24 protein-coding genes and 1 tRNA gene are annotated in these 26,207 nt (G+C 75.3%); 18 read left to right on the forward strand and 7 right to left on the reverse strand.

The window, feature by feature from the left end; all coding sequences use genetic code 11:
• Positions 1-330 precede the first annotated feature (330 nt).
• From ACWPWV_RS10025 to otsA, 3 genes are all read right to left on the reverse strand, one after another.
• Complete coding sequence (locus ACWPWV_RS10025; RefSeq protein ID WP_251150160.1) at positions 331-1,455, reverse strand: ABC transporter ATP-binding protein; 1,125 nt, start codon at positions 1,453-1,455, stop codon at positions 331-333.
• A gap of 216 nt (positions 1,456-1,671) precedes the next feature.
• Complete coding sequence (gene otsB, locus ACWPWV_RS10030) at positions 1,672-2,535, reverse strand: trehalose-phosphatase (RefSeq protein WP_454042852.1); 864 nt, start codon at positions 2,533-2,535, stop codon at positions 1,672-1,674.
• Positions 2,532-4,019: an alpha,alpha-trehalose-phosphate synthase (UDP-forming) gene (otsA, locus tag ACWPWV_RS10035; protein ID WP_454044516.1), complete on the reverse strand. Its 1,488-nt coding sequence runs from the start codon at positions 4,017-4,019 to the stop codon at positions 2,532-2,534. Before otsA ends, otsB begins: the two co-directional genes overlap by 4 nt.
• A gap of 125 nt (positions 4,020-4,144) precedes the next feature.
• Here otsA and ACWPWV_RS10040 point away from each other — a divergent pair, with 125 nt between their 5' ends.
• The 4 genes from ACWPWV_RS10040 (at position 4,145) to ACWPWV_RS10055 (ending at position 7,542) form a co-directional block, all read left to right on the forward strand.
• Positions 4,145-5,809 carry a protein kinase domain-containing protein gene (locus ACWPWV_RS10040; protein WP_454042853.1) on the forward strand — a complete coding sequence of 555 codons (1,665 nt, stop codon included), beginning with the start codon at positions 4,145-4,147 and terminating at the stop codon, positions 5,807-5,809.
• 75 nt (positions 5,810-5,884) lie between these two features.
• Positions 5,885-6,463: a hypothetical protein gene (locus ACWPWV_RS10045; protein WP_454042854.1), complete on the forward strand. Its 579-nt coding sequence runs from the start codon at positions 5,885-5,887 to the stop codon at positions 6,461-6,463.
• 86 nt (positions 6,464-6,549) lie between these two features.
• Complete coding sequence (locus ACWPWV_RS10050; protein WP_454042855.1) at positions 6,550-7,407, forward strand: DsbA family protein; 858 nt, start codon at positions 6,550-6,552, stop codon at positions 7,405-7,407.
• Between the two features lie 62 nt (positions 7,408-7,469).
• A tRNA-Thr gene (locus ACWPWV_RS10055) sits at positions 7,470-7,542 on the forward strand.
• A 58-nt stretch (positions 7,543-7,600) separates the two neighbouring features.
• Here the strand turns inward: ACWPWV_RS10055 and ACWPWV_RS10060 are convergent.
• Both ACWPWV_RS10060 and ACWPWV_RS10065 read right to left on the reverse strand, forming a co-directional pair.
• Complete coding sequence (locus ACWPWV_RS10060; protein WP_454042856.1) at positions 7,601-8,458, reverse strand: SGNH/GDSL hydrolase family protein; 858 nt, start codon at positions 8,456-8,458, stop codon at positions 7,601-7,603.
• Between the two features lie 285 nt (positions 8,459-8,743).
• Complete coding sequence (locus ACWPWV_RS10065; RefSeq protein ID WP_454042857.1) at positions 8,744-9,445, reverse strand: uracil-DNA glycosylase; 702 nt, start codon at positions 9,443-9,445, stop codon at positions 8,744-8,746.
• A gap of 141 nt (positions 9,446-9,586) precedes the next feature.
• Between ACWPWV_RS10065 and ACWPWV_RS10070 the strand changes: the two genes are divergently transcribed.
• The 4 genes from ACWPWV_RS10070 to ACWPWV_RS10085 all read left to right on the forward strand — a co-directional run bounded on the left by ACWPWV_RS10070 (position 9,587) and on the right by ACWPWV_RS10085 (position 12,460).
• Complete coding sequence (locus ACWPWV_RS10070) at positions 9,587-9,904, forward strand: DUF3263 domain-containing protein (RefSeq protein ID WP_454042858.1); 318 nt, start codon at positions 9,587-9,589, stop codon at positions 9,902-9,904.
• 72 nt (positions 9,905-9,976) lie between these two features.
• On the forward strand, positions 9,977-10,627 hold the full coding sequence (locus tag ACWPWV_RS10075; protein ID WP_454042859.1) for a LytR C-terminal domain-containing protein: 651 nt from the start codon (positions 9,977-9,979) through the stop codon (positions 10,625-10,627).
• Positions 10,628-10,729: 102 nt separating this feature from the next.
• Entirely contained in the window at positions 10,730-10,933 is a 204-nt protein-coding gene (locus ACWPWV_RS10080) for a cold-shock protein (RefSeq protein ID WP_454042860.1), read from the forward strand.
• A 45-nt stretch (positions 10,934-10,978) separates the two neighbouring features.
• Positions 10,979-12,460 (forward strand): phytoene desaturase family protein, encoded by a 1,482-nt coding sequence (locus ACWPWV_RS10085; protein WP_454042861.1) that lies wholly within the window; start codon positions 10,979-10,981, stop codon positions 12,458-12,460.
• Between the two features lie 109 nt (positions 12,461-12,569).
• On the opposite strand, the gene ACWPWV_RS10090 is transcribed toward ACWPWV_RS10085, so the two are convergent.
• A complete protein-coding gene (locus ACWPWV_RS10090) occupies positions 12,570-14,135 on the reverse strand; it encodes a glycoside hydrolase family 15 (protein ID WP_454042862.1) in 1,566 nt (521 codons plus the stop codon).
• A 314-nt stretch (positions 14,136-14,449) separates the two neighbouring features.
• On the opposite strand from ACWPWV_RS10090, the gene groL reads away from it, so the two are divergent.
• The 8 genes from groL (at position 14,450) to ACWPWV_RS10130 (ending at position 22,267) form a co-directional block, all read left to right on the forward strand.
• Entirely contained in the window at positions 14,450-16,075 is a 1,626-nt protein-coding gene (gene groL / locus ACWPWV_RS10095) for a chaperonin GroEL (RefSeq protein ID WP_454042863.1), read from the forward strand.
• 177 nt (positions 16,076-16,252) lie between these two features.
• Positions 16,253-16,555 (forward strand): urease subunit gamma, encoded by a 303-nt coding sequence (locus tag ACWPWV_RS10100; protein ID WP_454042864.1) that lies wholly within the window; start codon positions 16,253-16,255, stop codon positions 16,553-16,555.
• Between the two features lie 40 nt (positions 16,556-16,595).
• Entirely contained in the window at positions 16,596-16,970 is a 375-nt protein-coding gene (gene ureB / locus ACWPWV_RS10105; protein ID WP_454042865.1) for an urease subunit beta, read from the forward strand.
• 3 nt (positions 16,971-16,973) lie between these two features.
• Positions 16,974-18,692 (forward strand): urease subunit alpha, encoded by a 1,719-nt coding sequence (locus ACWPWV_RS10110; RefSeq protein ID WP_454042866.1) that lies wholly within the window; start codon positions 16,974-16,976, stop codon positions 18,690-18,692.
• Positions 18,693-18,695: 3 nt separating this feature from the next.
• Positions 18,696-19,493, forward strand: a complete 798-nt coding sequence (locus tag ACWPWV_RS10115; protein WP_454042867.1) for an urease accessory protein UreF — start codon at positions 18,696-18,698, stop codon at positions 19,491-19,493.
• Complete coding sequence (gene ureG / locus ACWPWV_RS10120) at positions 19,459-20,307, forward strand: urease accessory protein UreG (RefSeq protein ID WP_454042868.1); 849 nt, start codon at positions 19,459-19,461, stop codon at positions 20,305-20,307. Before ACWPWV_RS10115 ends, ureG begins: the two co-directional genes overlap by 35 nt.
• Before the next feature lie 27 nt (positions 20,308-20,334).
• A complete protein-coding gene (locus tag ACWPWV_RS10125) occupies positions 20,335-21,228 on the forward strand; it encodes an urease accessory protein UreD (protein WP_454042869.1) in 894 nt (297 codons plus the stop codon).
• A 1-nt stretch (position 21,229) separates the two neighbouring features.
• Positions 21,230-22,267: an energy-coupling factor ABC transporter permease gene (locus ACWPWV_RS10130; RefSeq protein WP_454042870.1), complete on the forward strand. Its 1,038-nt coding sequence runs from the start codon at positions 21,230-21,232 to the stop codon at positions 22,265-22,267.
• A gap of 76 nt (positions 22,268-22,343) precedes the next feature.
• Here ACWPWV_RS10130 and ACWPWV_RS10135 read toward each other — a convergent pair whose 3' ends face one another.
• Positions 22,344-22,838 carry an N-acetyltransferase family protein gene (locus ACWPWV_RS10135; RefSeq protein WP_454042871.1) on the reverse strand — a complete coding sequence of 165 codons (495 nt, stop codon included), beginning with the start codon at positions 22,836-22,838 and terminating at the stop codon, positions 22,344-22,346.
• A gap of 126 nt (positions 22,839-22,964) precedes the next feature.
• Between ACWPWV_RS10135 and ACWPWV_RS10140 the strand changes: the two genes are divergently transcribed.
• Positions 22,965-23,366, forward strand: coding sequence for a hypothetical protein (locus tag ACWPWV_RS10140; RefSeq protein ID WP_454042872.1), 402 nt, complete (start codon positions 22,965-22,967; stop codon positions 23,364-23,366).
• Positions 23,309-26,137: a hypothetical protein gene (locus ACWPWV_RS10145; RefSeq protein ID WP_454042873.1), complete on the forward strand. Its 2,829-nt coding sequence runs from the start codon at positions 23,309-23,311 to the stop codon at positions 26,135-26,137. Before ACWPWV_RS10140 ends, ACWPWV_RS10145 begins: the two co-directional genes overlap by 58 nt.
• Positions 26,138-26,207: the final 70 nt, after the last annotated feature.

Consider the following 26,207-nt stretch of genomic DNA (forward strand, 5'->3'; position numbering starts at 1 on the left):
GGGCCCCCGCCCCGGGCCCCCTGGGGCCGGGGGGGGGGTGCGTGCCCGGCCCCCGCCCCCCCCCGCCCGGGGGGGGGGGGGGGGGGCGCCCCCCCCCCCCCCCCCCCCCCCGCGGCCCCCCCGCCCCCCCCCCCCCGCCCCGCCCCGCCCCTCGCTCCGGCGTCGGCTCGTCCCGGCGCGGTGTCGGGACCGGGGTCGTGGGTCACGGACGGGCTCAGGTGACGTGCAGGCCGGGGGTCGGTGGTCAGGGGTCCGTTCGGCCAGGGGACGGGGACGACGAAGGGCGGGCCCGACCCGGAGGTCGGACCCGCCCTGTCGGCGGTGCTGAGGTCAGCTGAGGCGCTGGCCCGAGGCCGCCGAGAACACGTGCGAGTTGCCCGGGCGGATCGCCACGTAGATGCGCTCGCCCTTGGTGGGGACGTTGCGCGGGTCGACGCGGACGATGACCTGGTTGTCACCGGCGCCCGAGTGGACCTCGGCCTGCGCGGCCAGCTCGCCCTTGAGGGTGCCGTAGACGAACGCGTCGGAGCCGAGCTCCTCGACGATGTTCACCTCGACGGGGAACGCGCTCTCGTTGGCCTGCGACACGACGTCGAGGGCCTCGGGACGGAAGCCGATCGTCACCTTGCCGTTGTCGGCCTCGGTGAGCTTCGCCGCCACGTCGCGCTCGAGCGGGAGGCGGGCCGGACCGACCTCGGCCACGCCACCGTTGACGGTGAACGTGCCGATGTTCATCGCCGGCGAGCCGATGAAGCCCGCGACGAACACGTTCTGCGGGGTGTCGTACATCTCGCGGGGGGTGCCGACCTGCTGGAGCAGACCGTCCTTGAGGACCGCGATGCGGTCACCCATCGTGAGGGCCTCGGTCTGGTCGTGCGTGACGTAGACCGTGGTGACGCCGAGACGACGCTGGAGCGACGCGATCTGCGTACGGGTCTGGACGCGGAGCTTGGCGTCGAGGTTCGACAGCGGCTCGTCCATGAGGAACACCTGGGGCTGACGCACGATCGCGCGGCCCATGGCGACGCGCTGGCGCTGACCGCCCGAGAGCGCCTTCGGCTTGCGGTCCAGGTACTCGGTGAGGTCGAGGATCTTCGCGGCCTCCTCGACGCGCTGGCGGATCTCCGCCTTCGGCGTGCCGGCGATCTTCAGCGCGAAGCCCATGTTGTCCGCGACGGACATGTGCGGGTACAGCGCGTAGTTCTGGAACACCATCGCGATGTCGCGGTCCTTCGGCTGGACGTCCGTGACGTCGCGGTCGCCGATGTAGATGTTGCCCGCGTTGACGTCCTCGAGGCCCGCGAGCATGCGGAGCGAGGTCGACTTGCCGCAGCCCGAGGGGCCGACGAGGACGAGGAACTCGCCGTCCTCGATGTGCAGGTTCAGCTGGTCCACCGCGGGGCGCTCGGTCCCGGGGTAGAGCCGCGTTGCGTGGTCGTAGGTGACCGTAGCCATGACTGGTACATCCCTCCACCGGCAGGTACGTGCCGGACGATCCGTTGTGCAGTGACGTGCCACGTCGACGTAGCTGTTCGCGATGGCGGACGAGCGTGTCTTCGACGACACAAATGAAGCCGGACCCCCGAGAAAAGGCCAGGGACCCGACGTCATCGTGGAGCCGATACTACCCCCGGGCGATGAGTGCCAGGTCACACCCCGGTGCCGCCGAGGTCACGATCCGGTCCCGACCTCACCCGTCAGGGCGCGCGCGAGGAGGTCGAGGGCGGCGGCCAGCGTGTCGGCGTCGGGCACGCGCTGCGACGCGGCGGTCTCGCCGGGGCCCACCTTGATGCCCAGGTCGTCGTCTCCGAGGATCGCGAACGCCGTCTCGTCGGTCGTGTCGTCGCCCGCGTACAGGACGCGCGTGCGGCCGCTCGTCCCGGCGTCGTGCCCGACGTCGTCGCGCAGGCGGTCCACCGCCTCGCCCTTCGACGTGGTGAGGACGGCCACCTCGACGACGTCCTTGCCGTGCATGGCGTGCAGCCCGAGGTGCTCGGCCACCGCGTCGGTCGCGGCCTCGGCCGCGACCGTGTCCTCGGCGGACGCGAGCCGGGTGTGCAGCACGGCGGCGCTCGGCTTGTCCTGCACCCACGCGCCCTCGCGCCCGGCGACCGCGGCGGCCAGCCCGGTCCGCAGCTCGGCGAGCGCGCGCTCCTCGTCGTCCGTGAGCACGAGCGGCACGGCGTCCACGCCGCCGGACGTGACACGTCCGGTCTCGGCGCCGTGGCTGCCGACGAGGAACGTCCCGACCGGCGGCTCCCCGCACGCGGCCAGGTCCGTGAGGTTGCGTCCCGACACGAGGGCGAGCCGCGTCGTCGTGCCCTGGAGCGCCGCCGCGAGGCGGTCGACGGCCGCGCGGGCCGCGGGCGTCATGCGCGCGGCCCGGGGGTCGTCGACGAGCGGCGCGAGCGTCCCGTCGAAGTCGAGCGCGACGAGGCGCGCGCAGGGCGGCCCGTCGCCGTCCGCGGCGAACGCGAGGAGGGCCTCGGCGACCTCGGGCGGCAGGACGGCGCGGGACGGCAGTGCGCCGCTCACGCGCTGCGCTCCGCACCGCGGCTGGCGTCGCCGTCGGGATCGGCGTGCCGGCGCGGGACCCGCGACGGCATGGCGGTGAGCACGCCGAGGAACGACTGCGACCACTTCGCGACGTCGTCGGTGAGGACGCGGCGGCGCAGACGGCGCATGCGCTTGCGCTGCTCGCGGTGGTCCATGTGAGCGGCCGCGACGATGATGTCCTTCATCCCGTCGATGTCGTGCGGGTTGACGAGCAGGGCGCCCGACGCGAGCTCGTCGGCGGCCCCCGTGAACTCCGACAGGACGAGGACGCCGCGGTCGTCGGAGCGTGCCGCCACGTACTCCTTGGCGACGAGGTTCATCCCGTCGCGCAGCGACGTGACGAGCATGACGTCCGCCGCGAGGTACAGGGCGGCCATCTCCTCGGGCGGGTAGGAGTGGTGCAGGTAGTGGATGGCCGCGTGCCCGATCTCGGCGTACTCGCCGTTGATGCGGCCCACCGCGCCCTCGACGTGCTCGCGCAGCTCCTGGTACGCGTCCACGTTCTCGCGGCTGGGGCTCGCGACCTGGACGAGCGTCGCGTGCTCGACGTCGAGCCGCCCGTCCTGGAGCAGCTCGCCGTACGCCTTGATGCGGTGCCGGATGCCCTTGGTGTAGTCGAGGCGGTCGACGCCGAGGATCATGACGTCGGGGTCGCCGAGGTCCGCGCGGACCTCGCGGGCGCGCTGCTGCACCTCCGGCGTGCGCGCGAGCTCGTCGAACCGCCGCGAGTCGATGGAGATGGGGAACGCGGCGGCGCGCACGTGGCGGTCGTGCCCGTCGGCCGTCGGGACCGTGATCATCGGGCCGCGCGTCGTGTAGGCACGCAGCCGGCGCACGGCGCGGATGAAGTTGGCGGCGTCGCCGGCCCGCTGGAAGCCCACGAGGTCCGCGCCGAGGAGCCCGTCGAGGACCTGGCGCCGCCACGGGAGCTGCTGGAAGAGCTCGAGCGGCGGGAACGGGATGTGGTTGAAGAAGCCGATCCGCACGTCGGGCCGCTGCTCGCGGACCATCTGCGGGACGAGCTGGAGCTGGTAGTCGTGCACCCACACGACGGCACCCGGCGCGGCCTGCGCGACCGCGGCGTCGGCGAAGCGCTGGTTGACGCGCCGGTACGCGTCCCACCAGGTGCGGTGGTACGTGGGTGCCGAGATCACGTCGTGGTAGAGCGGCCACAGCGTGTCGTTGGAGAAGCCCTCGTAGTAACGCTCGATCTCGTCGGCGCTCAGGGTCACCGGCACGAGGCGCATGTCGTCGGCGTCGAACGGCTCGTGCGCGAGGTCCGGGGCGCCGGACCAGCCGACCCACGCGCCGTCGGACGCCTGCATGACCGCCTCGAGCGCCGTGACCAGGCCGCCCGGCGAGCGGTTCCACGAGACGTCACCCCCGGCGTCCACCGTGAAGTCCACGGGCAGCCGGTTGGCCACGACGACGAGATCGAACCCCTCTTTGCCTGACAACGGAATTCTCCTTGGTGCTTCGATGGAACGCGGATGACGAGTCCCAGGGTAGTGGGGCGGCCGCGGTCGGCACGGGCCGACACCGCCCGGCCCGGGCCGCCGGACGTCGCGCCTGCCGCTACCTTGTCACCATGGAGGAGTCCACGCAGCGCGTCCCCCCGACGGCGGGCGGCCGCGGGCCGGCCCCCGGCAGCGAGGTCGGTGGCTACCTCATCGGCGCGCGCCTCGGCTCCGGCGCCATGGGCACCGTCCACAGCGCGCACGACGGCGGCGGCAGCCTCGTCGCGATCAAGTTCCTCCACGCGCACGTCGACCTCGACGCCGCGGCGCAGGGTCGCGAACGCCTGCGGCGCGAGGCGCTGGCCCTCCAGCGCCTGCGGCACCCGGCCGTCGCCCAGATCCTCGACGTCGAGCTCGACGGGCCGGACGCGTTCATCGTCACCGAGCTGGTCGACGGCCCGACGCTCGAGGACGAGGTCGCGGACGGCGGTCCGCTCGACGCGTGGGACCTGTACGAGCTCGCGGACCAGCTCGCCGCCGCGCTCGAGGCCGTGCACGCGGCCGGCGTCATCCACCGCGACCTCAAGCCGAGCAACGTCCTCGTGGCGTCCCGCGGTCCCGTGCTCATCGACTTCGGCATCGCGCAGGGGCTCGAGGACGCGCGCGTCACGTCGACCGGCCTGGTCATGGGCACGCCCGGCTACCTCGCGCCCGAGCTGCTCGAGGGCGCCGCGCCGAGCGCCGACACCGACTGGTGGGGCTGGGCCGCGCTGCTCGCCTACGCGGCCACGGGGCGCGCGCCGTTCGGGGTCCGGCCGACGGACGTCGTGCTGGCCCGCGCGCGCAGCGGGCGGCCGGACCTCGCCGGTCTCGGGCCCGTCACCGCCCGGGCGCTCGCGGGCGCGCTGCACGCCGACCCCGCCCAGCGCGTCGGCCCGACCGAGGTCGTCGCGGCGCTGCGCCGCGCCGCCGACACCGGCGACGAGCCGACGCAGCTCGTCGGTCCACCGACCGGGCCCACGCGGGTCGTGGCGCCCGTCGTCGTGCCGCCGCCCCTGCCCGTGTCCCACACGCAGGTCAACGACGGCCGCACGGTCGCCGTCCCGGCCGCCGGCCCGGCCGACCCCGACCTGCTCGACGACCTCGGGGCGCCGCCCGCCGACGAGGAGGGCGAGCCGCTGTACGTGCGGCCGGTGCCCGCGCCCCGGCGCGCGGCGCTCGCGCTCCTCGCGGTGCCGCTCGTGCTGCTGGGGGCGATGTTCCCCGGGCTCGCGTTCGGCGCCCTCGCGCTGTTCGTCGTGCTCGCGCGCGTCGTCGGGGTCACCACGGAGTCCCTGCACACGCGCCGTGAGCGGCGCGGCCCGCAGCGCAGCGACACCGCCCGCTCCGTCGCGGCGTCGCCCTGGTACGTGGTGCGGGCGCTGCTCGGCGCGCTCCCGTCGCTGCTCGTCGCGGCCTGCGCGGGCGTGCTCGTCGTCGTGGCGGGCTGGTGGCTGCTCGAGGCGGACCGCTGGGTCGTCGTCGCGGGTGCCGACGGCGGCAACTCGCCCGTCGTGACGACCGTCCTGCTCGCGGTCGCGATGCTCGCGGCGGTCGTGCTCGCCTGGCTCGGCCCGCTCACCTACCTCACGCGCTACGGGACGCGGACCGCGCTCGCGCGGCTGGCCCCGGGGCGCACGGGCACCCTCGTCCTCCTGGTGGTCGGCGTCGCCCTCGTCGTGGGGTGCCTGGTGCTGCTCGCCTCCGACCGCCCGGTCGAGTGGTGGCCGTTCCCCGGACCCCCCGACCTGCGCTGACGACCGCCGCGGGGGCGGCCCGCCACCCGGCCGGCACCCAGGCCGGTCCCAGCCGGCGTGTGTAGTCTGGGCGCCGTGCTCCGGAGGACGGTCACGCGCGGTCTGCCGCGCGGCGCGACGCGGGTGTCCGGCATGCCCGCGGCCGGGTCCTTCCTGGGTCCCGTCCTCCTCCTCCTGACCCTCGCCACGGCCCTGCTGACGAACCTCGCGGACCGCGGGTTCTCCGTCGTGCACCAGTGCGTGACCGTCCCGGGCGCCTGGGGCGTCGCCGGGATGCACCTGGCGCTCGTCCACGAGGCGCCGGACTGCCCCTCCGGGACCGCCCTCGGCGGCGACGGCGCCGCGATGGTGACCGTGCTCGGCGTGCTCGCCGTCCCCGTCCTCGTGGGCCACGCCGCCGCCGCGCTCGTGGCCTGGGGCGTCTCGGCGCGCGTGCGCCGCGCGCACGCCCGCGCCCGCGAGCTGTCCGCCGGGGCGGCGCGCGTCCTGCGCGCCCACCTCGTCCGTCTCCTCGGCCGATCGCACGGCCGCACGGTGGACGGTCCCCGCGCTCCGCGCCGGCCGCGGCCCGACGTCGTCCCCGCGGCGCTGCACCACCTCGCCGACGCCGTGGTGCGCACCCGGCGAGGACCTCCCGAGGCCGCCCTCGCCTGACGGCTCCCCACCCGAGCCCGTCGGCGGCACGCACCCGCCCTCCGTCGTCCCCGCACGACGACCGCACCGCACCCGAAGGACCCACCATGCCCAGCAACGAACCCCAGACCAAGGCCCAGCGCCGCGACGCCGCGCGCGCCGAGGCGCTCGCGCTCCGCGAGGCGCAGGCCAAGCGCGACCGCCGCAACCGGCTCATCACGATCGGCGCGCTCGTCGCCGGCCTGGCCGTCCTCATCGGCGTGTTCCTCTACTTCTTCATCCCCGCGCTGAACGACCAGAACGAGACGATCGACGCGGTCGCCGCGGGGAACCTCTCCGAGGTCACCAACCCGGAGAACTCGACCGACGGCGGCATCCCGATGGGCGCCGACGGCGCCGCGGGGACCGACAACGGCGCCGAGGCGGTCCAGGTGGACGTCTACCTCGACTACATGTGCCCCATCTGCGGCGACTTCGAGGAGGCCAACGCCGCCTCGCTCGACGCGCTGCGCGAGTCCGGCGACATCACCGTCGTGCTGCACCCCGTGTCGATCCTCGACCGCTACTCCCAGGGCTCGCAGTTCTCCACGCGCGCCGCGGCCGCCGCGGGCTACGTCGCCGACCAGGCGCCCGAGGCCATGAACGAGTTCAACAGCCTCCTGTTCGTCAACCAGCCCGCGGAGGGCACCGAGGGCCTGACCGACCAGCAGATCGCGGACTTCGCCGAGCAGGCCGGGGTGCCCGCTGACGTCGCGGCGAAGATCGCCGACGGCACGGCCACCGAGACGTTCGCCGACTGGGCCGCGACGGCCACGAACCTCGTGACGCAGGACGAGTCGCTCGCGAACCCGCAGTCCGGCGGCTTCGGCACGCCGACGATCGCGATCGACGGGGAGCGCTGGGACGGCAACTGGTCCGACCCGAGCGCGCTGCCCGCGGCGGTCGAGGCCGCGCAGCAGGGCTGACGACGCCCGGCCCGCGCCGGACGAGCGGGTATCCTGCTCTCTCGTCCGGCGCGAGCCGGTGCGCCGCCTTAGCTCAGCTGGTAGAGCACTCGCCTTGTAAGCGAAAGGTCGTCGGTTCGAACCCGACAGGCGGCTCCGCAGAGCCCCCGACCCGATCCGGGTCGGGGGCTTCGTCGTGCCGCCGACCGCGTGCTCAGCCCTCCGCGAGCGGGACCGGCTGGAGCTCGGGCGCCTTCGGCAGCCGGCCGTCGCCCGACGACGTCCCCGTGAGGCGCCGCTGCACCCACGGCCCGACGTGCGCGCGCACCCACTGCCCGTGCTGCCGGGCGCGGTCGATCGCGGGCGACGGCGGCAGGGGGGTCAGCGGGTCGTCCCACGCCGCGTCGTCGGGCGTCTGGCCCAGACCGACGAGCGCCGCCTGCGCGACGCGCCGGTGCCCCTCGGGGGTGAGGTGGATGCGGTCGTCGGACCACATGCGCCAGTCCTGGAGCGCGCGCAGCCCCCACAGGTCGACGACGTAGGCGCCCTGCCGCCGGGCGATGGCCCAGATGTGCGCGTTGTAGACGCCGACGCGCGAGCGCGTGAGCCCGACGAGCGGCGAGTGCGACGCGTCGAAGCCCGTGCCGAGCAGCACGTCGATCCCCGTGGCGCGCAGGCGCGCGACGGCGTGCTCGAGGTTGCGCGCGAGGCGGTCGACGTCCGCGTTCGGGCGCAGGATGTCGTTGCCGCCGCCGATCAGGCTGACCAGGTCGGGGGCGAGCGCGAGGGCCGCGGGCACCTGCTCCGTGAGGATCGACCTCAGCTTGCGGCCACGGATCGCGAGGTTGGCGTACCGCAGCGGCTCGGACCCCGCGTCGACGCGGCGCACCGCGAGGTGCTGCGCGAGCAGGTCCGCCCACCCGCGCTGGTGGTCCTCCTGCCCGGGGTAGGGGTCCCACAGGCCCTCGGTGAACGAGTCGCCCACCGCGACGTAGCTGCTCCAGCGCGGCGGGGAAGTCTCGGGGGCGGGCGTTCCGGCGGACGGGGAGGTCGTCGGGTTCGGCGTCGTCACCCGACCATTCTGCTCCTGCCCATCGTGTGGTCCAGCGGTCAGGGGTTCTGCCGCGGTGGTTCCCGGGACGCGCGCGCGGTCTACCATCCGCCGCTCGTTCCTCGCGGCTCCCGCCAGGCCCGCCACGACCGCGCGCGCGTCCCGTCCACCACCGCTCGTCCGTCGCCTCGCCCACGCCACGACGAGGTTTCGCCGTCACGTCCGCGCGCGCGTCGCGTCGACCGCTCCTGCGTCGCCTCGTCCACGGCTCGGCCTGGCCGAAACCGGCGGCGTGCCTCCCGGCACCTAGGTGGTGGGCAGGTGCCAGTCGACGGGGGCTGCGCCCTGGGCGACGAGGAGCTCGTTGACCCGGGAGAACGGGCGCGAGCCGAAGAAGCCGCGGCGGGCCGAGAGCGGGCTCGGGTGCGCGCTCGCGACGACGGGGGTGTCGCCGAGCATCGGGCGCAGCGTCGCGGCGTCGCGGCCCCACAGGATCGCGACGAGAGGGGCGTCGCGCGCGACGAGCGCCCGGATCGCCGCCTCGGTGAAGGGCTCCCAGCCCTGGCCCCGGTGCGACCCCGGCTCGCCGGGCCGCACGGTGAGGACCCTGTTGAGCAGCATGACGCCCTGGTCGCTCCACGCGGACAGGTCCCCGGTCGCGGGGGTCGGGGCGCCGACGTCGTCCGCGAGCTCCGCGAAGATGTTCTGGAGCGACCGGGGGACGGGGCGCACGTGCGGCTGCACGGAGAAGGACAGGCCCATCGGGTGGCCCGGCGTGGGGTACGGGTCCTGCCCGACGACGAGCACGCGCACCTCGGCGAGCGGGCGCGAGAACGCGTTGAGGATGGCCGACGGCGCAGGCAGGTACTCGCGACCCGCGGCGACCTCGGCGCGGAGGAAGTCGCCCGTCGCGTGGAGCTGCGGCTCCACGGGGGCCAGGGCCTCCGCCCAGTCGGGCGCCATGACGCTCGCGAGCGGTGGGCGGGTCGTTCCGGGTGCGCTCTCCACGGGAACCGAGCGTAGCCCGCGCCCGGCGGGGGCGAATGACACCGGTGTGGTTCGCTGCGTACCCTGTGGATGGTCCGCGCTCGTCACGACGCGACCGGGCGGACCGATCGGTGACGAGAACGTGCACGACGGGAGGGAACCATGAGCGAGGCGGCACACGTCCTCGAGGGACCCGACGCGACCGCGCCCGACGGGGGCGACGACGCGGCGTCGGGACTGAGCGCGCGCGACCAGGAGATCCTCGACTTCGAGCGGCAGTGGTGGAAGTACGCCGGCGCCAAGGAGCAGGCGGTGCGCGAGCTGTTCGACCTGTCCGCGACGCGGTACTACCAGGTGCTCAACGCCCTCATCGACTCGCCCGCCGCGCTCGCGCACGACCCGATGCTCGTCAAGCGGCTGCGGCGCATGCGGTCCACGCGGCAGCGGGCCCGGACCGCGCGCCGTCTCGAAGGCCTCTGAGGCGGGCCAGGCCGTGAAGGACCGGCGAACCGGACGTTTAGCCATCCGCCCCGGCCGGGCTACCCTGTCGCCGTGACGAAGAGCCGCTACCCCTACGCGCCCGACGAGTTCGACGCTCCCGCGCCGCAGGGTGCGCCCGTCGGCGTGCACCGTTCGCCCCGGACGCGGTGGAGCAAGACCTGGCCGTTCCTCCTCGTGGCCGTGGTCTTCGCGGGGCTCGCGTACGGCGGCTTCACGCTGCTGTCGGACGGGAACGGCGAGGCGCCGCCCCAGGCGGAGTCCACCGAGCCCCCCGCGGGGTCGACGGAGACGCCCGGCGACGCCGGGACCGAGACGCCCGCCGAGACGGAGGAGCCCCCGGCCGAGACGGAGGAGCCCCCGGTCGAGGAGACCCCGGCGGGTCCGGACGTCGCCGCCCTGATGGCCGCGGCCGACCCCGGCGCGTACGTGCGGGTGCTCAACGCGAGCGGTCTGCAGGGCATGGCGGCGCAGGGAGCCGAGGCGCTCGAGGCGCAGGGCTTCACGGAGGTCGAGGCCGCCGACTACGAGGGGAGCCCCGACGACGTCGCCGTGACGTCCGTCTGGTACGGCGAGAACCGCAGCGACACGGCCGCCGCCGTCGCGGCGGTCCTCGGCGTCCCCGCGGAGAACGTCAGCCAGCAGCCGCTGCGCACGGGAGACGTCGTCGTCATCGTGAAGTCCGAGCTCACGCCCGCGGGCTGACCCGCCCCGCGTTCTCCTTCCGCCGGCCCGTCGTCGCCGCTAGGCTCGCCGTACCACGAGGCGGCGGTCGTCCCGTGGCTGACGACGCACGAGGAGATCTCGATGGCTCAGGGCACCGTGAAGTGGTTCAACGCCGAGAAGGGCTACGGGTTCATCACCCCGGCCAGCGGCGGTCAGGACCTGTTCGTCCACTTCAGCGCCATCCAGTCCGACGGCTACCGCTCCCTCGACGAGGGGCAGGAGGTCGAGTTCGAGCTCGGCCAGGGCACGAAGGGGCCGCAGGCCGAGCAGGTGCGGCCGCTCTGACCGTGCCGACGACGGTGCTGCCGAGGGACTGAGCAGGCGGACGCGGTGGAGGACCTGGACGCGGTCGTCGTGGGCTCGGGCCCGAACGGTCTCGCGGCAGCGGTCACGCTGGCCCGTGCCGGGCTGGCCGTCCGCGTGCTGGAGGGGCAGCCGACGATCGGCGGGGGAGCGCGGACGCTCGACCTGGGCCTCGGGGACGGGCTCGTGCACGACGTGTGCTCGGCCGTGCATCCCATGGCCTGGGCGTCGCCGTTCCTCGAGGCGTTCGACCTCGACGCGCGCGGGGTCGAGCTGGTCGCGCCCGACGTCTCGTACGCCCAGCCGCTCGACGGCGGCAGGGCGGGCGTCGCCTACCACGACCTCGACCGCACCGCCGAGCGCCTCGGCGGGCCCGACGGCGCGGCCTGGCGCGCGCTGCTCGGCCCCCTCGCGGACGGGTGGCGCGACGTCGTCGCGGTCGCCCTGGGCGACAAGCGGTCGGTTCCCCGTCGCGTGCTGCGGCCCGAGGGCGCCGCCGTCGTGGCGCGGTTCGGCGCGGCGGTGCTCGAGCAGGGCAGCCGGGCCTGGGGCCGACGCTTCGCGACCGAGGAGGCCGCGGCGCTGCTCACGGGCGTCGCCGCGCACGCGATCACGCCGCTGCCGTCGCTCGCGGGCGCGGGGACGGCGCTGCTCCTCGCCGCGCTCGGCCACGCCCCGGGCGGCTGGCCGATCCCGCGCGGCGGGTCCGGTGCGATCGTCGCGGCGCTCGTCGACGACCTGCGGGCGCACGGGGGCGACGTCCTGACGGACCGGCGCGTGGCCTCGCGCGCCGACCTGCCCCCGGCTCGGGCGTACGTGTTCGACACCGCCCCGCGCGTCGTCGCCGACGTCTTCGCGGACCGGCTCGCGCCGCGGTCCGCCGCTGCGCTGCGCCGGTTCCGGCACGGCGACGCCGCGGCCAAGGTGGACCTCGTGCTCTCGGGCCCGGTCCCGTGGGCGGACGCCGAGGTCGGCCGGGCGGGCACCGTGCACCTCGGCGGGTCGCGCGCGGACATGGCGTCGGCCGAGGCCGAGGTCGCGGCCGGCCGGCACGCGGAGCGGCCCGTGGTTCTCGTCAGCGACCCGACCGTCGTCGACCCCGGACGCGGGGTCGGCGGCCTCCGGCCGCTGTGGACCTACGCCCACGTCCCGGCCGGGTCCCCGCGCGACGTCACGGAGGACGTCGTCGCCCAGGTCGAGCGCTTCGCCCCGGGCTTCCGCGACGTCGTCGTGGCCTCGCGCTGCACACCGGCCGCGGACATGAGCCGGCACGACGAGAGCTACGTCGGCGGCGACATCGCCGGCGGGGCGGTGACGATGTGGCAGATGGTGGCACGACCCAGCCTCCGTCCCGACCCGTACGCGGTGGGTCTGGAGGGCGTGTACCTGTGCTCCGCGTCGACGCCGCCCGGCCCCGGCGTGCACGGCCTCGGCGGCTGGTACGCGGCACGCCGCGTGCTGCGGCGCGAGTTCGACGTGCGCGACGTCCCCGACCTCGCGCCGAGGTAGCACCGCAGCCCGCGAGGTAGCACCGCCGGTCCCGCGAGGTAGCACCGCCGGTCCCGCGAGGTGGTACCGCAGCGTCGGGCCCGGCCCCTCCTCGGGAGCCAGGGCGCCGTCAGCCGGCGGTGTCGAGCTCGACGAGTGCGAGGACGACGAGCGCGGAGCTCCACGAGAGCGGCGCGACGGCCGCGGGGGACCCGTCGGCCAGCACCTTCTCGGGGATGGCGCCGGACGCCGTGCGGTGCTCGTCGACCCAGCGCAGCCACTCGCGCGCGTCGGCCCGGTCCTCGGCGTCGGACGACGACGCCGCGGTCAGCGCGTAGAGGGTCGTCTGCGGGGTCCACGAGATCCCGTCCTCGCGCCAGCCCGCTCCGGGAGCGAGTCCGCCGGCCGGCCGCAGCATCTCGGTGACCGACGACTGCCAGGCGGCGCGTGCGCCGTCGAGCGGGTCCGGCTGGAACGGCGGGAGCACGAACGCCGTGGAGGCGTCCCGCGGGCCACCGGTGACGTGCCGCGGGTAGTCCTGGCTCCCGAACGCCTGCTCGACGGCCGCGCGCAGGCGCCCCGCGGCGCGCGACGTCTGCTCCACCAGCGCCCACGTGCTGGTCGCGGCACCGGCACCGGCACCGGCAGCGGCCGCGCTCGCCGTCCCTGCCGCGCCCGCGGCGGCTCCCGAGCCCGCACCCGGGACGCTGCCGAGGCCCGCGCCGTGCACCGACGCGCGGCGCGGTCGCTCGAGCGTGGCCGCGGCGCGGTAGAAGTCGGTCGCCGCCTCGAGCCCGGCGAGGAGGGGCCCGGCGGTACCCAGCGTGAGCGACGTCGGCTCCACCTCCCAGTAGTCGCTCGACGCGGGGGGCAGCGCGTCCGGCCCGGAGGCGAGGGAGAGCGCGTGGGCGGTGGACGCGTCGACGAGCGGGCGCAGCGCCGCGACGACCTCCGCCCGGTCGTCCTCGGGTGCCTCGCGGGCCACGACGGCCGCCGCCCACAGCGTCCAGCCGGTCCCGTCGGACTGGAGCCCGCGGTCGTCGGGCACACCGGTGCCGTCCGGGAGGTAGCGCGCGTGGAACGACCCGTCCTCCTCCTGCACCCGGCCGAGGAACCCGAGCACGTCGAGGGCGTCGTCGACGTGCCCGGTCCGGGCGAGCGCGGCCGCGGTGAACGACGCGTCGCGCGGCCAGACGTAGCGCCACTTGGGTGACGGCGCGGCGAGCGACGCCCCGTTGTCGAGCACGAGGGCGCGCAGGTCGAGCAGGGCGTCCTCGCCCAGGTCCGCGTGCGGCCCGCCCGCGCCGGGGACGGTGCCCGCGGCGAGCCAGGCGCGCGAGGCGGCGGCGGCATCGGCGGCGGCGGTCGCGTCGAGGAGCGCGGCGGCGTCGATCGGCGCGCCGGCGACCTGGGCGAGGCGGTCCGCCTCGCCGTCCGCGGGGTCGACGCCGCCGGCGAGCGTGGCGGGGTCGAGGCTCGCCGGGTCGAGGACGCGGCTGCCCTCGAGGTAGACGCCCTCGGTGCCGGGCGCGAGGCGCAGGAGCGCGCCCGACGTGACGGCGACCCCGTCCTGGTAGAGGTCGATGTGCTCGCCCACGGGGTCCACCGAGGCGGTCGCCGCGCTCAGCCCCAGGCTCGGGACCAGCACGAAGCCGGCCACCGCCCCGAGACGCCACGTCGCTGTTGCGCGGATCACACCGCGCATCCTAGGGGAGCGTGGCCACGACGGGGACCCGCGCCGGGTTCAGCCCCGGGCGATACCGGGGAGGAAGAGGCGTTCGCTGCCTTGCACTCGCAGGGTGCGAGTGCCAATAATGGCGTTAGCACTCTCCACGTGAGAGTGACAGAAGTGACCAGCGCAGGCAGCCGCTCCGGCGGGTGCCGCGCAACAACACCAGGTCGACAGGTGAGGCCCGCCCCGGCGGCGTGACATGAACGCCGCCCGACGCGGGCCGTCCGTCGCGGGCGCCCGCCGACCGCCGAAGAGCCACCAGCGGAGGATCATTCCCCATGGCAAAGATCATCGCCTTCAACGAGGAGGCCCGTCGCGGGATGGAGCGCGGGCTCAACGTCCTCGCCGACACCGTGAAGGTCACCCTCGGCCCCAAGGGCCGCAACGTCGTGCTCGACAAGAAGTGGGGCGCGCCGACCATCACGAACGACGGCGTCTCCATCGCCAAGGAGATCGAGCTCGAGGACCCGTACGAGAAGATCGGTGCGGAGCTCGTCAAGGAGGTCGCCAAGAAGACCGACGACGTCGCGGGTGACGGCACCACCACCGCGACCGTGCTCGCCCAGGCGCTCGTGCGCGAGGGCCTGCGCAACGTCGCCGCCGGCTCGAACCCGATCGCCCTCAAGCGCGGCATCGAGAAGGCCGTCGACGCGGTGACCGAGCAGCTGCTCAACGCCGCCAAGGAGATCGAGACCAAGGAGGAGATCGCCGCCACGGCCGCCATCTCCGCCGGCGACCCCGCGATCGGCGAGCTCATCGCCGAGGCCCTCGACAAGGTGGGCAAGGAGGGCGTCATCACGGTCGAGGAGTCGAACACGTTCGGCCTCGAGCTCGAGCTCACCGAGGGCATGCGCTTCGACAAGGGCTTCCTCGCGCGCTACTTCGAGACGGACCCCGAGCGCCAGGAGGCCGTGCTCGAGGACCCGTACGTCCTCATCGTCGAGTCCAAGATCTCGAACGTGAAGGACCTGCTCCCCGTCCTCGACCAGGTCATGAAGCAGGGGCGCTCGCTCCTCATCATCGCCGAGGACGTCGAGGGCGAGGCCCTCGCGACGCTGGTGCTCAACAAGATCCGTGGCACGTTCAAGTCCGTCGCCGTCAAGGCCCCGGGCTTCGGCGACCGCCGCAAGGCCATGCTCCAGGACATCGCGATCCTCACCGGCGGCCAGGTCATCACCGAGACGGTGGGCCTCAAGCTCGAGAACGCGACGCTGGACCTGCTCGGCCAGGCGCGCAAGGTCGTCGTCACCAAGGACGAGACCACGATCGTCGAGGGTGCGGGCGACGCCGACCTCATCGCGGGTCGCGTGAACCAGATCCGTGGCGAGATCGAGAAGTCGGACTCCGACTACGACCGCGAGAAGCTCCAGGAGCGCCTCGCGAAGCTCGCGGGCGGCGTGGCGGTCATCAAGGCCGGCGCGGCGACCGAGGTCGAGCTCAAGGAGCGCAAGCACCGCATCGAGGACGCCGTGCGCAACGCGAAGGCTGCCGTCGAGGAGGGCATCGTCGCCGGTGGTGGCGTCGCGCTCATCCAGGCCGGTGCCGTGGCGTTCGAGAAGCTCGAGCTCGAGGGTGACGAGGCGACCGGTGCCGCGATCGTGCGCGCCGCGATCGACGCCCCGCTCAAGCAGATCGCGATCAACGCCGGTCTCGAGGGTGGCGTCGTGGCCGAGAAGGTCCGCAACCTCCCGTCGGGCCACGGCCTCAACGCCGCGACCGGTGTCTACGAGGACCTCCTCGCCGCCGGCGTGAACGACCCGGTCAAGGTCACGCGCTCCGCGCTGCAGAACGCCGCCTCGATCGCGGCGCTCTTCCTCACGACCGAGGCCGTCGTCGCGGACAAGCCGGAGAAGTCCGCCCCCGCGGGCGACCCGACCGGTGGCATGGGCGGCATGGACTTCTGATCCGCGCCTGACCCGCTCCCCGGCGTCGTCCGGGAGGCACGCAGCAGGACATCGAGGGCCGTCGGCCGGGTTCGCCCGGTCGGCGGCCTTCGTCGTGCCCGCACGCCCGCGGTGCGGTACACACGCGTATAACGCCGCGTATACATGGCGGACACACGGGAGGGGCAGGATCACGCCATGCACCTGACACCTGGTGACACCGAGAAGCTGCTGCTCGCCGTCGCGGGCATGGTCGCCCGCGACCGGCGCGAGCGCGGCGTGCTCCTCAACTATCCCGAGACGGTCGCGCTCCTCACGACGTGGGTGATCGAGCGGGCCCGCGAGGGCGTGAGCGTCGCCGAGCTCATGGTCTCCGGCCGCGAGGTGCTCCGGCGCGACGAGGTCATGGAGGGGGTCGCCGAGATGCTCCCCGACGTGCAGGTCGAGGCGACGTTCCCCGACGGGCGCAAGCTCGTCACCATCCACCAGCCGATCGCCTGACGGCGACCCGCACGAGCAGCAGCGCAGGACGGAGCCGACGATGGCGGGTATCAGCACGAGCGGGCCGGGCGCGATCCGGCTCAAGCAGGGGGCCGAGGACGTCCCGGTCGTCCTCAACGCGGACCGCACCGACGACGAGCGCCTCACGCTCGTCGTGACGAACACCGGGGACAGGCCCGTGCAGATCGGGTCGCACCTGCACCTGCCGGACGCCAACGCCGCGCTCGACCTCGACCGGGCCGCCGCGCGCGGCTTCCGGCTCGACGTCCCGTCGGGCACGTCGCGCCGGTTCGAGCCGGGCGCGTCGGCCGAGGTCGAGGCCGTGGCGCTCCGGGGCCGGCGTCGCGTGCCAGGCCTTCAGCGCGGCAAGCGCGACGGCGGACGCCTCGACACCACGACGACCTCGGAGGGCTGAGCCATGGTGGCGATCTCGCGAGAGCGCTACGTCGCGCTGTACGGCCCCACGAAGGGCGACCAGGTGCGCCTGGGCGACACCGACCTGTGGATCGAGGTCGAGGAGGACCGCACGTTCGGCGGGGAGGAGGTCGTCTTCGGCGGCGGCAAGTCGATCCGCGAGTCGATGGCGCAGGGCACGACGACCCGGGCCGAGGGCGCGCTCGACACCGTGATCACGAACGCCGTCGTGCTCGACTGGTGGGGGATCGTCAAGGCCGACGTCGGGATCCGCGACGGGCGGATCGTCGCGCTCGGGCGGGCCGGCAACCCCGACGTCGCGGACGGCGTGCACCCGGACCTGCACATCGGGCCGTCCACGGACGTCGTCTCGGGCGAGGGCAAGATCCTCACCGCGGGCGGGATCGACTCGCACGTGCACCTCATCTCGCCGTCGCAGGTCCACGAGGCGCTGGCGACGGGCATCACGACCGTCGCGGGCGGCGGCACCGGGCCGAGCGAGGGCACCAAGGCGACGACCGTCACGCCGGGCGCGTGGCACCTCGAGGCGATCCACCGCTCGCTCGACCGCCTCCCCGTCAACGTGCTCCTGCTCGGCAAGGGCAACACCGTGAGCGCGGAGGGGCTGCGCGAGCAGGCGATGGCCGGCGCGGGCGGCTACAAGGTGCACGAGGACTGGGGCTCGACGCCCGCCGCGATCGACGCGGCGCTGCGCGCGGCCGAGGACTGGGGCCTGCAGGTCGCGCTGCACTCCGACTCGCTCAACGAGGCCGGGTACGTCGACTCGACGCTGCGCGCGATCGGCGGCCGGTCGATCCACGCGTTCCACGCCGAGGGCGCGGGCGGCGGGCACGCGCCCGACATCCTCACGGTCGCGAGCCACCCGAACGTCATCCCGGGCTCGACCAACCCCACGCTGCCGCACACCGTGAACACCGTCGCCGAGCACCTCGACATGCTCATGGTGTGCCACCACCTCAACCCCGCCGTCCCGGAGGACCTCGCGTTCGCGGAGTCGCGCATCCGCGGCACGACCATCGCCGCCGAGGACGTGCTGCACGACCTCGGCGCCATCTCCATCACGTCGTCCGACGCGCAGGCGATGGGCCGCATCGGCGAGGTCGTGACGCGGACGTGGCAGGTCGCGCACGTCATGAAGGCGCGCCGCGGCGCCGACCCGGGCGGCGGGCGCGGACCAGCGCTGCCGGCGGACAACCTCCGCGCACGCCGGTACGTCGCGAAGTACACGATCAACCCGGCGGTCGCGCACGGCATCGACGGCTACGTCGGGTCCGTCGAGCCCGGCAAGGCCGCGGACCTCGTGCTCTGGGAGCCCAAGTGGTTCGGCGTCCGGCCGAGCGTCGTCATGAAGGGCGGCGCGCTCGTGTGGGGCGCGCTCGGCGACCCGAACGCCTCGATCCCGTCGCCCCAGCCCGTGCTCATGCGTCCGGCGCTCGCGGACGCGATCGGCGCGGACGTGTCGATGTCGTTCGTCTCGCCCGCCGCGCTCGACGACGGGCTCGAGGAACGGCTGGGGCTCGCGCGCCAGCTCCTGCCCGTCGCCGACACGCGCGGTGTCGGCAAGGCCCAGATGAGGCTCAACGACTACCTGCCGCAGATCGACATCGACCCCGAGTCCTTCGCGATCGAGGTCGACGGCGAGCTCGTCGTCCCCGCTCCCGCCGAGCGGCTGCCCCTCGCGCAGCTCTACTCGCTGTTCTGAGCCATGGGCGACACGGGAGGAGGGGCAGGCCGTGGACTCGGCGTCGACGGCGGTGACCAGGGGGCTGGACGCGCCGAGCTCATGCTCGCGCTGCTCGCGGACGCGCGCCTCCCGACGGGTGGACACACGCAGTCGGCCGGGCTCGAGCCCGCGCTGCGGGCGGGCATGGACCCGGCGCGCGTGCCCGACTACGTGCGCGCTCGCCTCGCGACCGTGACGCGCGTCGAGGCGGGGACGGCCGTCGTCGCACGGCACGCCGTGCTCGCCGGTGACGCGCACGCGGGTCGCGCGGACGCGCTCGCCGGGACGTGGCGCGCGTGGGCCGCCCGGACGCCGTCGCCCGCGCTGCGCGAGACGTCGCAGCGCCTCGGCCGCGGGTACCTGCGTCTCCTGCGCCGGCTCTGGGCCGGGCACCCGGGCGTCGTCGGGCTCGACGACGCCGCCCGCCTCCTCGCGGTCGACGGGGCGCCGTCGGGCCGGGCCGGCCGCGCTCCCTCGCCGCCGCGTCCGCTCGTGCTCGGCGTGACGGCGGCGTGCGCCGGCCTGTCCGCGCTGCAGGTCGCACGTCTCGTCGGGTACGAGGACGTGCAGACCGTCGCCGCGGCGACGCTCAAGCTCGCCCCGGTCGACCCGGTCGACGCGACCGGCTGGGTCGTCGCGGCACAGCCCGCGATCGACGCGCTCGCCCGCGACGTCGCCCACATCACCGACCCCCGCGCGATCCCCGCGCACGGCGCACCGCTCGTCGAGCAGTGGGCCGAGACCCATGCCCGCACCACCGAGAGGCTGTTCAGTGCCTGACACCCTGAAAGACCAGAGCACCACCCCCGCCCTGCCGTCCACGAGGTCGCTGCGCCTCGGCGTCGCCGGTCCCGTGGGGACCGGCAAGAGCTCGCTCATCGCGCTGCTGTGCCGTGAGCTGTCCGGGGTGCTGCAGCTCGGCGTCATCACCAACGACATCTACACCGACGAGGACGCGCGCTTCCTGCGGTCCGCCGGCGTGCTGGACCCCGAGCGCATCCGCGCCGTCGAGACCGGCGCGTGCCCGCACACGGCGATCCGCGACGACGTGACCGCGAACCTGCTCGCCGTCGAGGACCTCGAGGAGGACTTCGCGCCGCTCGACGTGGTGCTCGTCGAGTCGGGCGGCGACAACCTCACGGCGACGTTCTCGCCCGCCCTCGTCGACGCGCAGATCTTCGTGCTCGACGTCGCGGGCGGCGGCGACGTCGCGCGCAAGGGCGGACCGGGGATCGCCCGCGCGGACCTCCTCGTCGTCAACAAGACGGACCTCGCGCCGTACGTCGGCGTCGACGTGCCGCAGATGGTCGCCGACGCGACGGCCGCCCGGGACGGCGGCCCGGTGCTCGCGCTCTCGCGGCTCGACCAGGGCTCGATCGACGCCCTCACCGCGTGGCTCCACGGTCTGCTCGCCGAGCACCGTGCCGGGAGCCACGTGCCGCAGGACCCGGGGCCGATGGCGCCGCACTTCCACGCCGACGAGGACGGCAACGGGTTCCTCCACACGCACGACGACGGCGACGCGGGGCACGACCACGCGCACGCAGGGGGCCCGCACGACCACGACGACGCGCCGGCCGGCGCGCGCGGCTGACCTCGGCGCGACGGGGGAGCGGACCGGATGGACGGCACGACGCGGGTCGGGGTGACCCGGGCGGCGGGGCGCGTGCGCTGCGACCTGCGTCCCGGGGCGCTCAGCGCGCGCGTGATGTCGACCGGTCCGGGCGTCGCGCGGGTCGCGCTCGTCGCGACGCGCGCGCTGCTGCTCGGCGGCGACCACGTGCGCGTCGAGGTGCACGTGGGGGAGGGCGTCGAGCTCGAGCTCGTCGAGGTCTCCGGGACCGTCGCCTACACCGGGCGCGGCCGCGCCGCGTCGTGGTCCGTGGACGTCGTCGTGGAGGACGGCGGCCTGCTCGTCTGGGACGCGCTGCCGTTCGTCGTCGCGGAGGGGGCGGACGTCGCGCGGAGCACCGACGTACGGCTCGGCGCCGACGCGGTCGCCCTGCTGCGCGAGACGCTCGTGCTCGGCCGGACGGGCGAGACCGGCGGCCGGCTGCGGTCGAGCACGCGCGCCGAGCACGCGGTGCAGCCCGTGCTGCCGGGTCCCCGGCACGACGCCGGTGAGATCTCGGCGCCGGGCCGGTCGGACCCCGTGTGCCCCGAACCTGCGCGCGACCTGTTCGTCGAGGACCTCGACCTCGGCGCGGACCGGGCGCTGCCCGGGATCCTCGGGACGGCGCGCGTCGTCGACTCCGTGCTCCTCCTCGGCGCACGGCCCCCGGCCGCCCACCCCGACGACGCCGTCGCGAGCGGGCGGCAGCCGCTGCGCCTCGACCTGGACGGGCCGGGCGCCGTCGCGCGTCATCTCGGCGCGAGCACGCACGACGCCGGCCTCGACGCCGTCGTCACCACGTGGGCCGCGGCGGCGCGCGCCGCCCGCCCGTCCGTCCTCCCGGAATCCGGCCCCGGCCACGACCCCGATCAGAGCATCATGCTGCAGACGACAGGATCCTGACATGCACGTCCCCGACCACTTCCTGAACGACCCCACGTCGGCGACGACCGCCGTCGTCTCCCTGGCCGCCGTCGGGTACGCCGCGTACCGGGCGCGCGCCGACCTCACGCCGGGCCGCGTCGCCCTGACCGCGGCCACGACGGGCCTCGTCTTCGCCGTGCAGATGCTCAACTACCCGGTCGCGGCGGGGACGAGCGGCCACCTCATGGGCGGGGCGCTCGCCGCGGCGCTCGTGGGGCCGTGGCTCGGCATGCTGTCCGTGACGCTCGTCCTGCTCGTGCAGGCGCTCGTGTTCGCCGACGGCGGGCTCAGCGCGCTCGGGACGAACGTGCTGCTCATGGCCGTGGTCGGGACGCTCGTGGGCTGGGCCGTGACGCGCGGCGTCCTCCGCCTGTCGCGCGGGCGCTGGTCCCCGGCCGCGGCGGGGGCGGGTGCGCTCGCGAGCGTCCCCGTGTCCGCGGCGGTGTTCGCCGGGCTCTTCGCCGTCGGGGGCACGGTCCCCGTGCCGCTCGGCGAGCTCGTGGGACAGATGCTCTCGGTGCACGTGCTCGTCGGGCTGGGCGAGGCCCTCATCACCGCCGGGGTCGTGGGCCTCGTGCTCGCCGTCGCGCCGGGCGTCGCGGCGATCGAGCCGGCCGCCCGGGCGGCGCGCGGCGCCCTCGTGCCCGACGTCGCGGGGTCGACCTCCCCGGCACTGTCGCCGTCGTCCGTCGTGACTGCCGCTCCTGCGGGTGGCGTCCGTCGGGCCGTCGCCGCGCTCGGCGGCGGCGCGCTGCTCGCCGCGGTCGTGCTGTCGTCGTTCGCGGCCGCCACGCCCGACGGGCTCGAGGCGACCGCGGAGGCCGTCGGGTTCGCCGGTGCCGCGCGCGACCACGCGTTCGCCGGGCTGCCGCTCGCCGACTACGGCGAGGCCGGCGGGATCTTCGTCGGGGTCGCCGGTCTCGTGGGCGTCGTGCTCGTGGTCGCGGTGACGGCGGCGCTCCTCACGGGCGTCCGCCGGGTGCTCGGTGCGCGGACGGCTCCGGCACCGGTCGCCTGAGGTCGTCCGACGACGGCCCGCCGCACCCGCTGGTGCGGCGGGCCGTCGTCTGCGCGTCGTCCGGACGTCCGCGTCGTCAGCGGACCATGCGGATCTCCACGATGCCGCCGAAGCGGTCGTCCGTGCATCGAGGGCCGTCGGGCACGAACCCGTTGCGCTCGTAGAACCGCCGCGCCCGCGGGTTCTCCTCGGCCACCCAGAGCTGCGCCGGGCCGGCCGGGACGACGGCGTCGAGCAGCGCCTGCCCCACCCCGGTCCCGTGGTGCTCGGGCAGGACGTACAGCGAGTACAGCTGCAGGTCTCGCACCGGAGCGAAGCCGCCGACCTCGTTCGCCGGACCGCTGATCGCGTGCCCGACCACGACGTCGTCCACCTCGGCGACCACGACGAGAGGACGTCCCTCGGACGGCGGGGTCGCGAGCCAGCGCTCCCACGACGCCGTGCGCGCCTCGACCGTCGCCGACTCCCAGAACGACGCGGGCACGAGGTCGGAGTACGTCGCGCGCCACACGAGGTGGTGGACGACGGCGCAGCGCGCGGCGTCGTCGGGTCGGGCAGGTCGGAGCAGCACGTGCGCGAGCGTACTGCCGAGCCGTCGGACGCTGCCGCCCGGGCAGGGCCGTCCGCCCGTCGTGCGGCGCGGACGGGCGACGACGCCCCGTTCGGCACGGCGAGGTCGGGGGCCTACGCTGACCGCGTGCACGACGACGTCACACGCCGCCGCCCCTTCTACGCCGCCGTCGCGGCCGCGGTGCTCCTCGGGCTCGGGCTCGGGGTCGCGGCGGGACTCGGCGACGTGCTCGCCGTCGAGGCGACGCCGTCGGTCGCGGCGCCGGAGCAGGCCGTCGCGGCCCCCGCCGCGGCGGCCGCCGCGGCGCCCGGGATCACGACCGTCGTCGTGCCCGACGACTCGCTGCGGCTCTCGCTCGCGGCCGACGCCGTCGTGGACGCGCTCGCCGCGCGCGGGGCCGCCGCGACGGTCCGGGTCGACCCCGCCCCGCCCGACCCCGCCGAGCCCGACCCCGCGCCGGGCGAGCGCGCGTGGTCACCGGCGCCGACCTCGGCTCCGACGACCCGGAGGCGTACCGGGTGGTGGTGATCGAGGCCCCGGCGGGTCCCGGCTCGTGGCGGCTCGACGCGGCGGACCCTGCCGGCGCCGCGCACGGGCTGTACGAGGTGGCGGACCGCGTCCGCACCGGACGTGACGCGCTGCCCGCGGGACCGGGCGAGCCGGGGGACGGCGTCGTGCACGAGCCCGCGCTCGGCATGCGGCTCGTCGACAAGGGGGCGACGGGCATCGAGCCCGACGCGCAGGAGTGGCGCGAGGGCGACCCGTACTCGCACAACGGCGGGTCGTTCGCCGACGCGATCCTGTCCGACGCCCCGTACGTGGACGAGGCCGCGCTCGCCGACGACGCCGAGGACTTCCGCGGCTACGTCGCCGCGCAGCTCGCGCAGGGGTTCACGGGCGTCGTGATCCCCGGCTTCCTCAAGTACGTGACGTTCGACGAGGTGGGTGACGGCGGGGCGGGTGACGGCGACGTGTACGCCGCGGGCGACGAGCACGTCGCCCGCGCCGAGGCGATGCGCTCCGGGTTCGGGCCGATGTGGGAGCACGCCGACGACGCGGGCATGGACGTCTACCTGCAGACCGACATGCTGATGCTCAGCACGCCGCTGGAGGAGTACCTCGACGCGCGCGGGCTCGACGTGCACGACCCCGGGCTGTGGGACGTGTACGCGGCGGGCCTCGACGAGCTGTTCACCGCGATGCCCGCGGTCGACGGCCTCATGGTCCGGATCGGCGAGGCGGGGCGCATCTACGACCTGCCCGGCTGGGACTACTGGTCCGAGCTCGCGGTCACCGACGACGCCGCGGTGCAGGCCATGCTCTCGGCCTTCACGCGCGTCGCGGAGGAGCACGGCAAGGACGTGATCTTCCGGTCGTGGTCGGTCGGGGTGGGCGCGGTCGGCGACATGCACACGAACCCCGGCTCCTACGAGGCCGTGCTCGCCGGGATCGACTCGCCCTCGCTCGTCGTGTCGACGAAGCACGTCGCCGGGGACTTCTACTCGTGGCTCCCGCTCAACCCCACGCTCGAGGTGGGGGACCAGCGGCGCATCGTCGAGCTGCAGTCACGGCGCGAGTTCGAGGGCTTCGGGGCGATGCCGAACGACCTCGGGCCTGCGTACGCGGGCGCGCTCGAGCACTACCTCGCGGTGAACCCCCACGTCGAGGGCGTGTGGGCGTGGGCCCAGGACGGCGGGCCGTGGAAGGCCGGGCCGATGAGCCTGTACCGCAAGTCCGGGTTCTGGCAGCTCTACGACCTCAACACGTACGCCGCGGCGCGCCTCGCCGTCGACCCGTCCGCCGACCCCGGCGAGATCACCGCCTCGTGGGCGCGCGCGACGTTCTCCGACGACCCGGCGACCGTCGCGGCCGTCGGCGAGGCGATGGCGCTCTCGCGCGACGCCGTGACCCACGGCCTGTACATCGGGGCCTTCGCCGGGAACCAGGTCACGGCGCTCGGTCTCGAGCCGCCGCCCATGATGTGGATCTTCGAGTGGGACATCGTCTCGGGCGACGCCGCCGCGCTCGACTCGATCACCTCGATCGTGGGGGACCGGCCCGAGGACGTCGAGGCCGCGGTCGCGGAGGGGCGCGACGCCGTGCGGACCGTCGGCCGGATGCGCGACGCGGTCTCCGGGACCGACCCGACGACGTGGCGCGACCCGGCGCTGCGTCAGCAGCTGCTCGACGCGATCGACTACGAGGCGGACCTGCTCACCGTGCTCGCGGACTACCGCGAGGTCGTGCTGCAGCACGGCCGGTGGCTCGCGACGGACGACGGTGCGGCCCGGGCGGCGTGGTCGGACGCCCGCGACCGCTTCGAGAGCTCACGGTCCGCGCACGTCACCGCCTACGGCGACGACCTCTACCTGCCCGCGTACACGTTCACGGCCGCGGACCTCGGCCTCCAGCGCGCGGAGCGCGACCTGCCCGTCGCCCGGGTCGCGCGCGTGCTCGGGCTGCTGCTCGTCCTCGCCCTGCTCCTCGGCACGGCGCCGGGACAGCGTCTGCTCGCGCCGGCCGGCCGAGGTCGTCCCCGCGACGACCGACCGGGCAGGCGGGCGCCGGGAGCCCTCGCCCTGCGTGCGCTGTGGCTCGGCGCGACGCGTCCCTGGCGAGCGGCGGGGATCGCCCCGGACGCCGGTCGCCTCGACCGCGTCGTCGTGTGGGCGCTGCCCGTCGGCGCCGTCGTGCTCAGCCGGGTCGCCTACACGTGGGCCCTGTCGTGGGTGCACCTCGCCGTCGTGCTCGGGGCCTGGGCGCTGTTCGTCGGGGTGCTGCGCCTGACGGTCGGACGCGCCGGGTCGTTCGGCCTCGCGGGCGCGGTGGGCGGGGCCGCGGTCCTGCGCACCGTGTTCCTGCTCGCGGCCCTGGCCCCGACGGGTCCGGGCGGGTACTGGTACGGCCTGTGGGCCGAGCCCGGTGCGCGGACGGCGTACGTCGTGCTCGCGTTCGCGGGGTTCGTGTGGGTGGGTGTCGCGTCGTGGTTCGCGCTGCGGTCGCTCGGCGTGAGCGTGCTCGGCGCGACCGGGCGCGTGCTGGTCGCCGCCGCGGCGCCGCTCGTCGTGGGCGGGCTCGCCGTGGCCGCCGTCGGTCTCGAGACGACGCTCACCGCCTGGAACGACCAGATGATGGTCCTGCCGTGGGGGCTGTCGCGGATCCTCGGTCTGACGGTGCACCTGGGCATCCCCGTGGACATCCCGCTCGCGGCCGGCGCCGTCGGCGCGGTCGTCGGCGCTCTCGGCGCGGTCGCGTGGTGGGCAGGCCGCGCGCGGAGCGCGCCCCTTTCCCGCCCCTGATCGCCGGTCCGGCGGGCACGCCTCGGCGTGACCGAACCGTGACCGTCCGACACGCAGCGTTAACAGGACC

The sequence above is a fragment of the Cellulosimicrobium sp. Marseille-Q8652 genome (assembly GCF_965112045.1).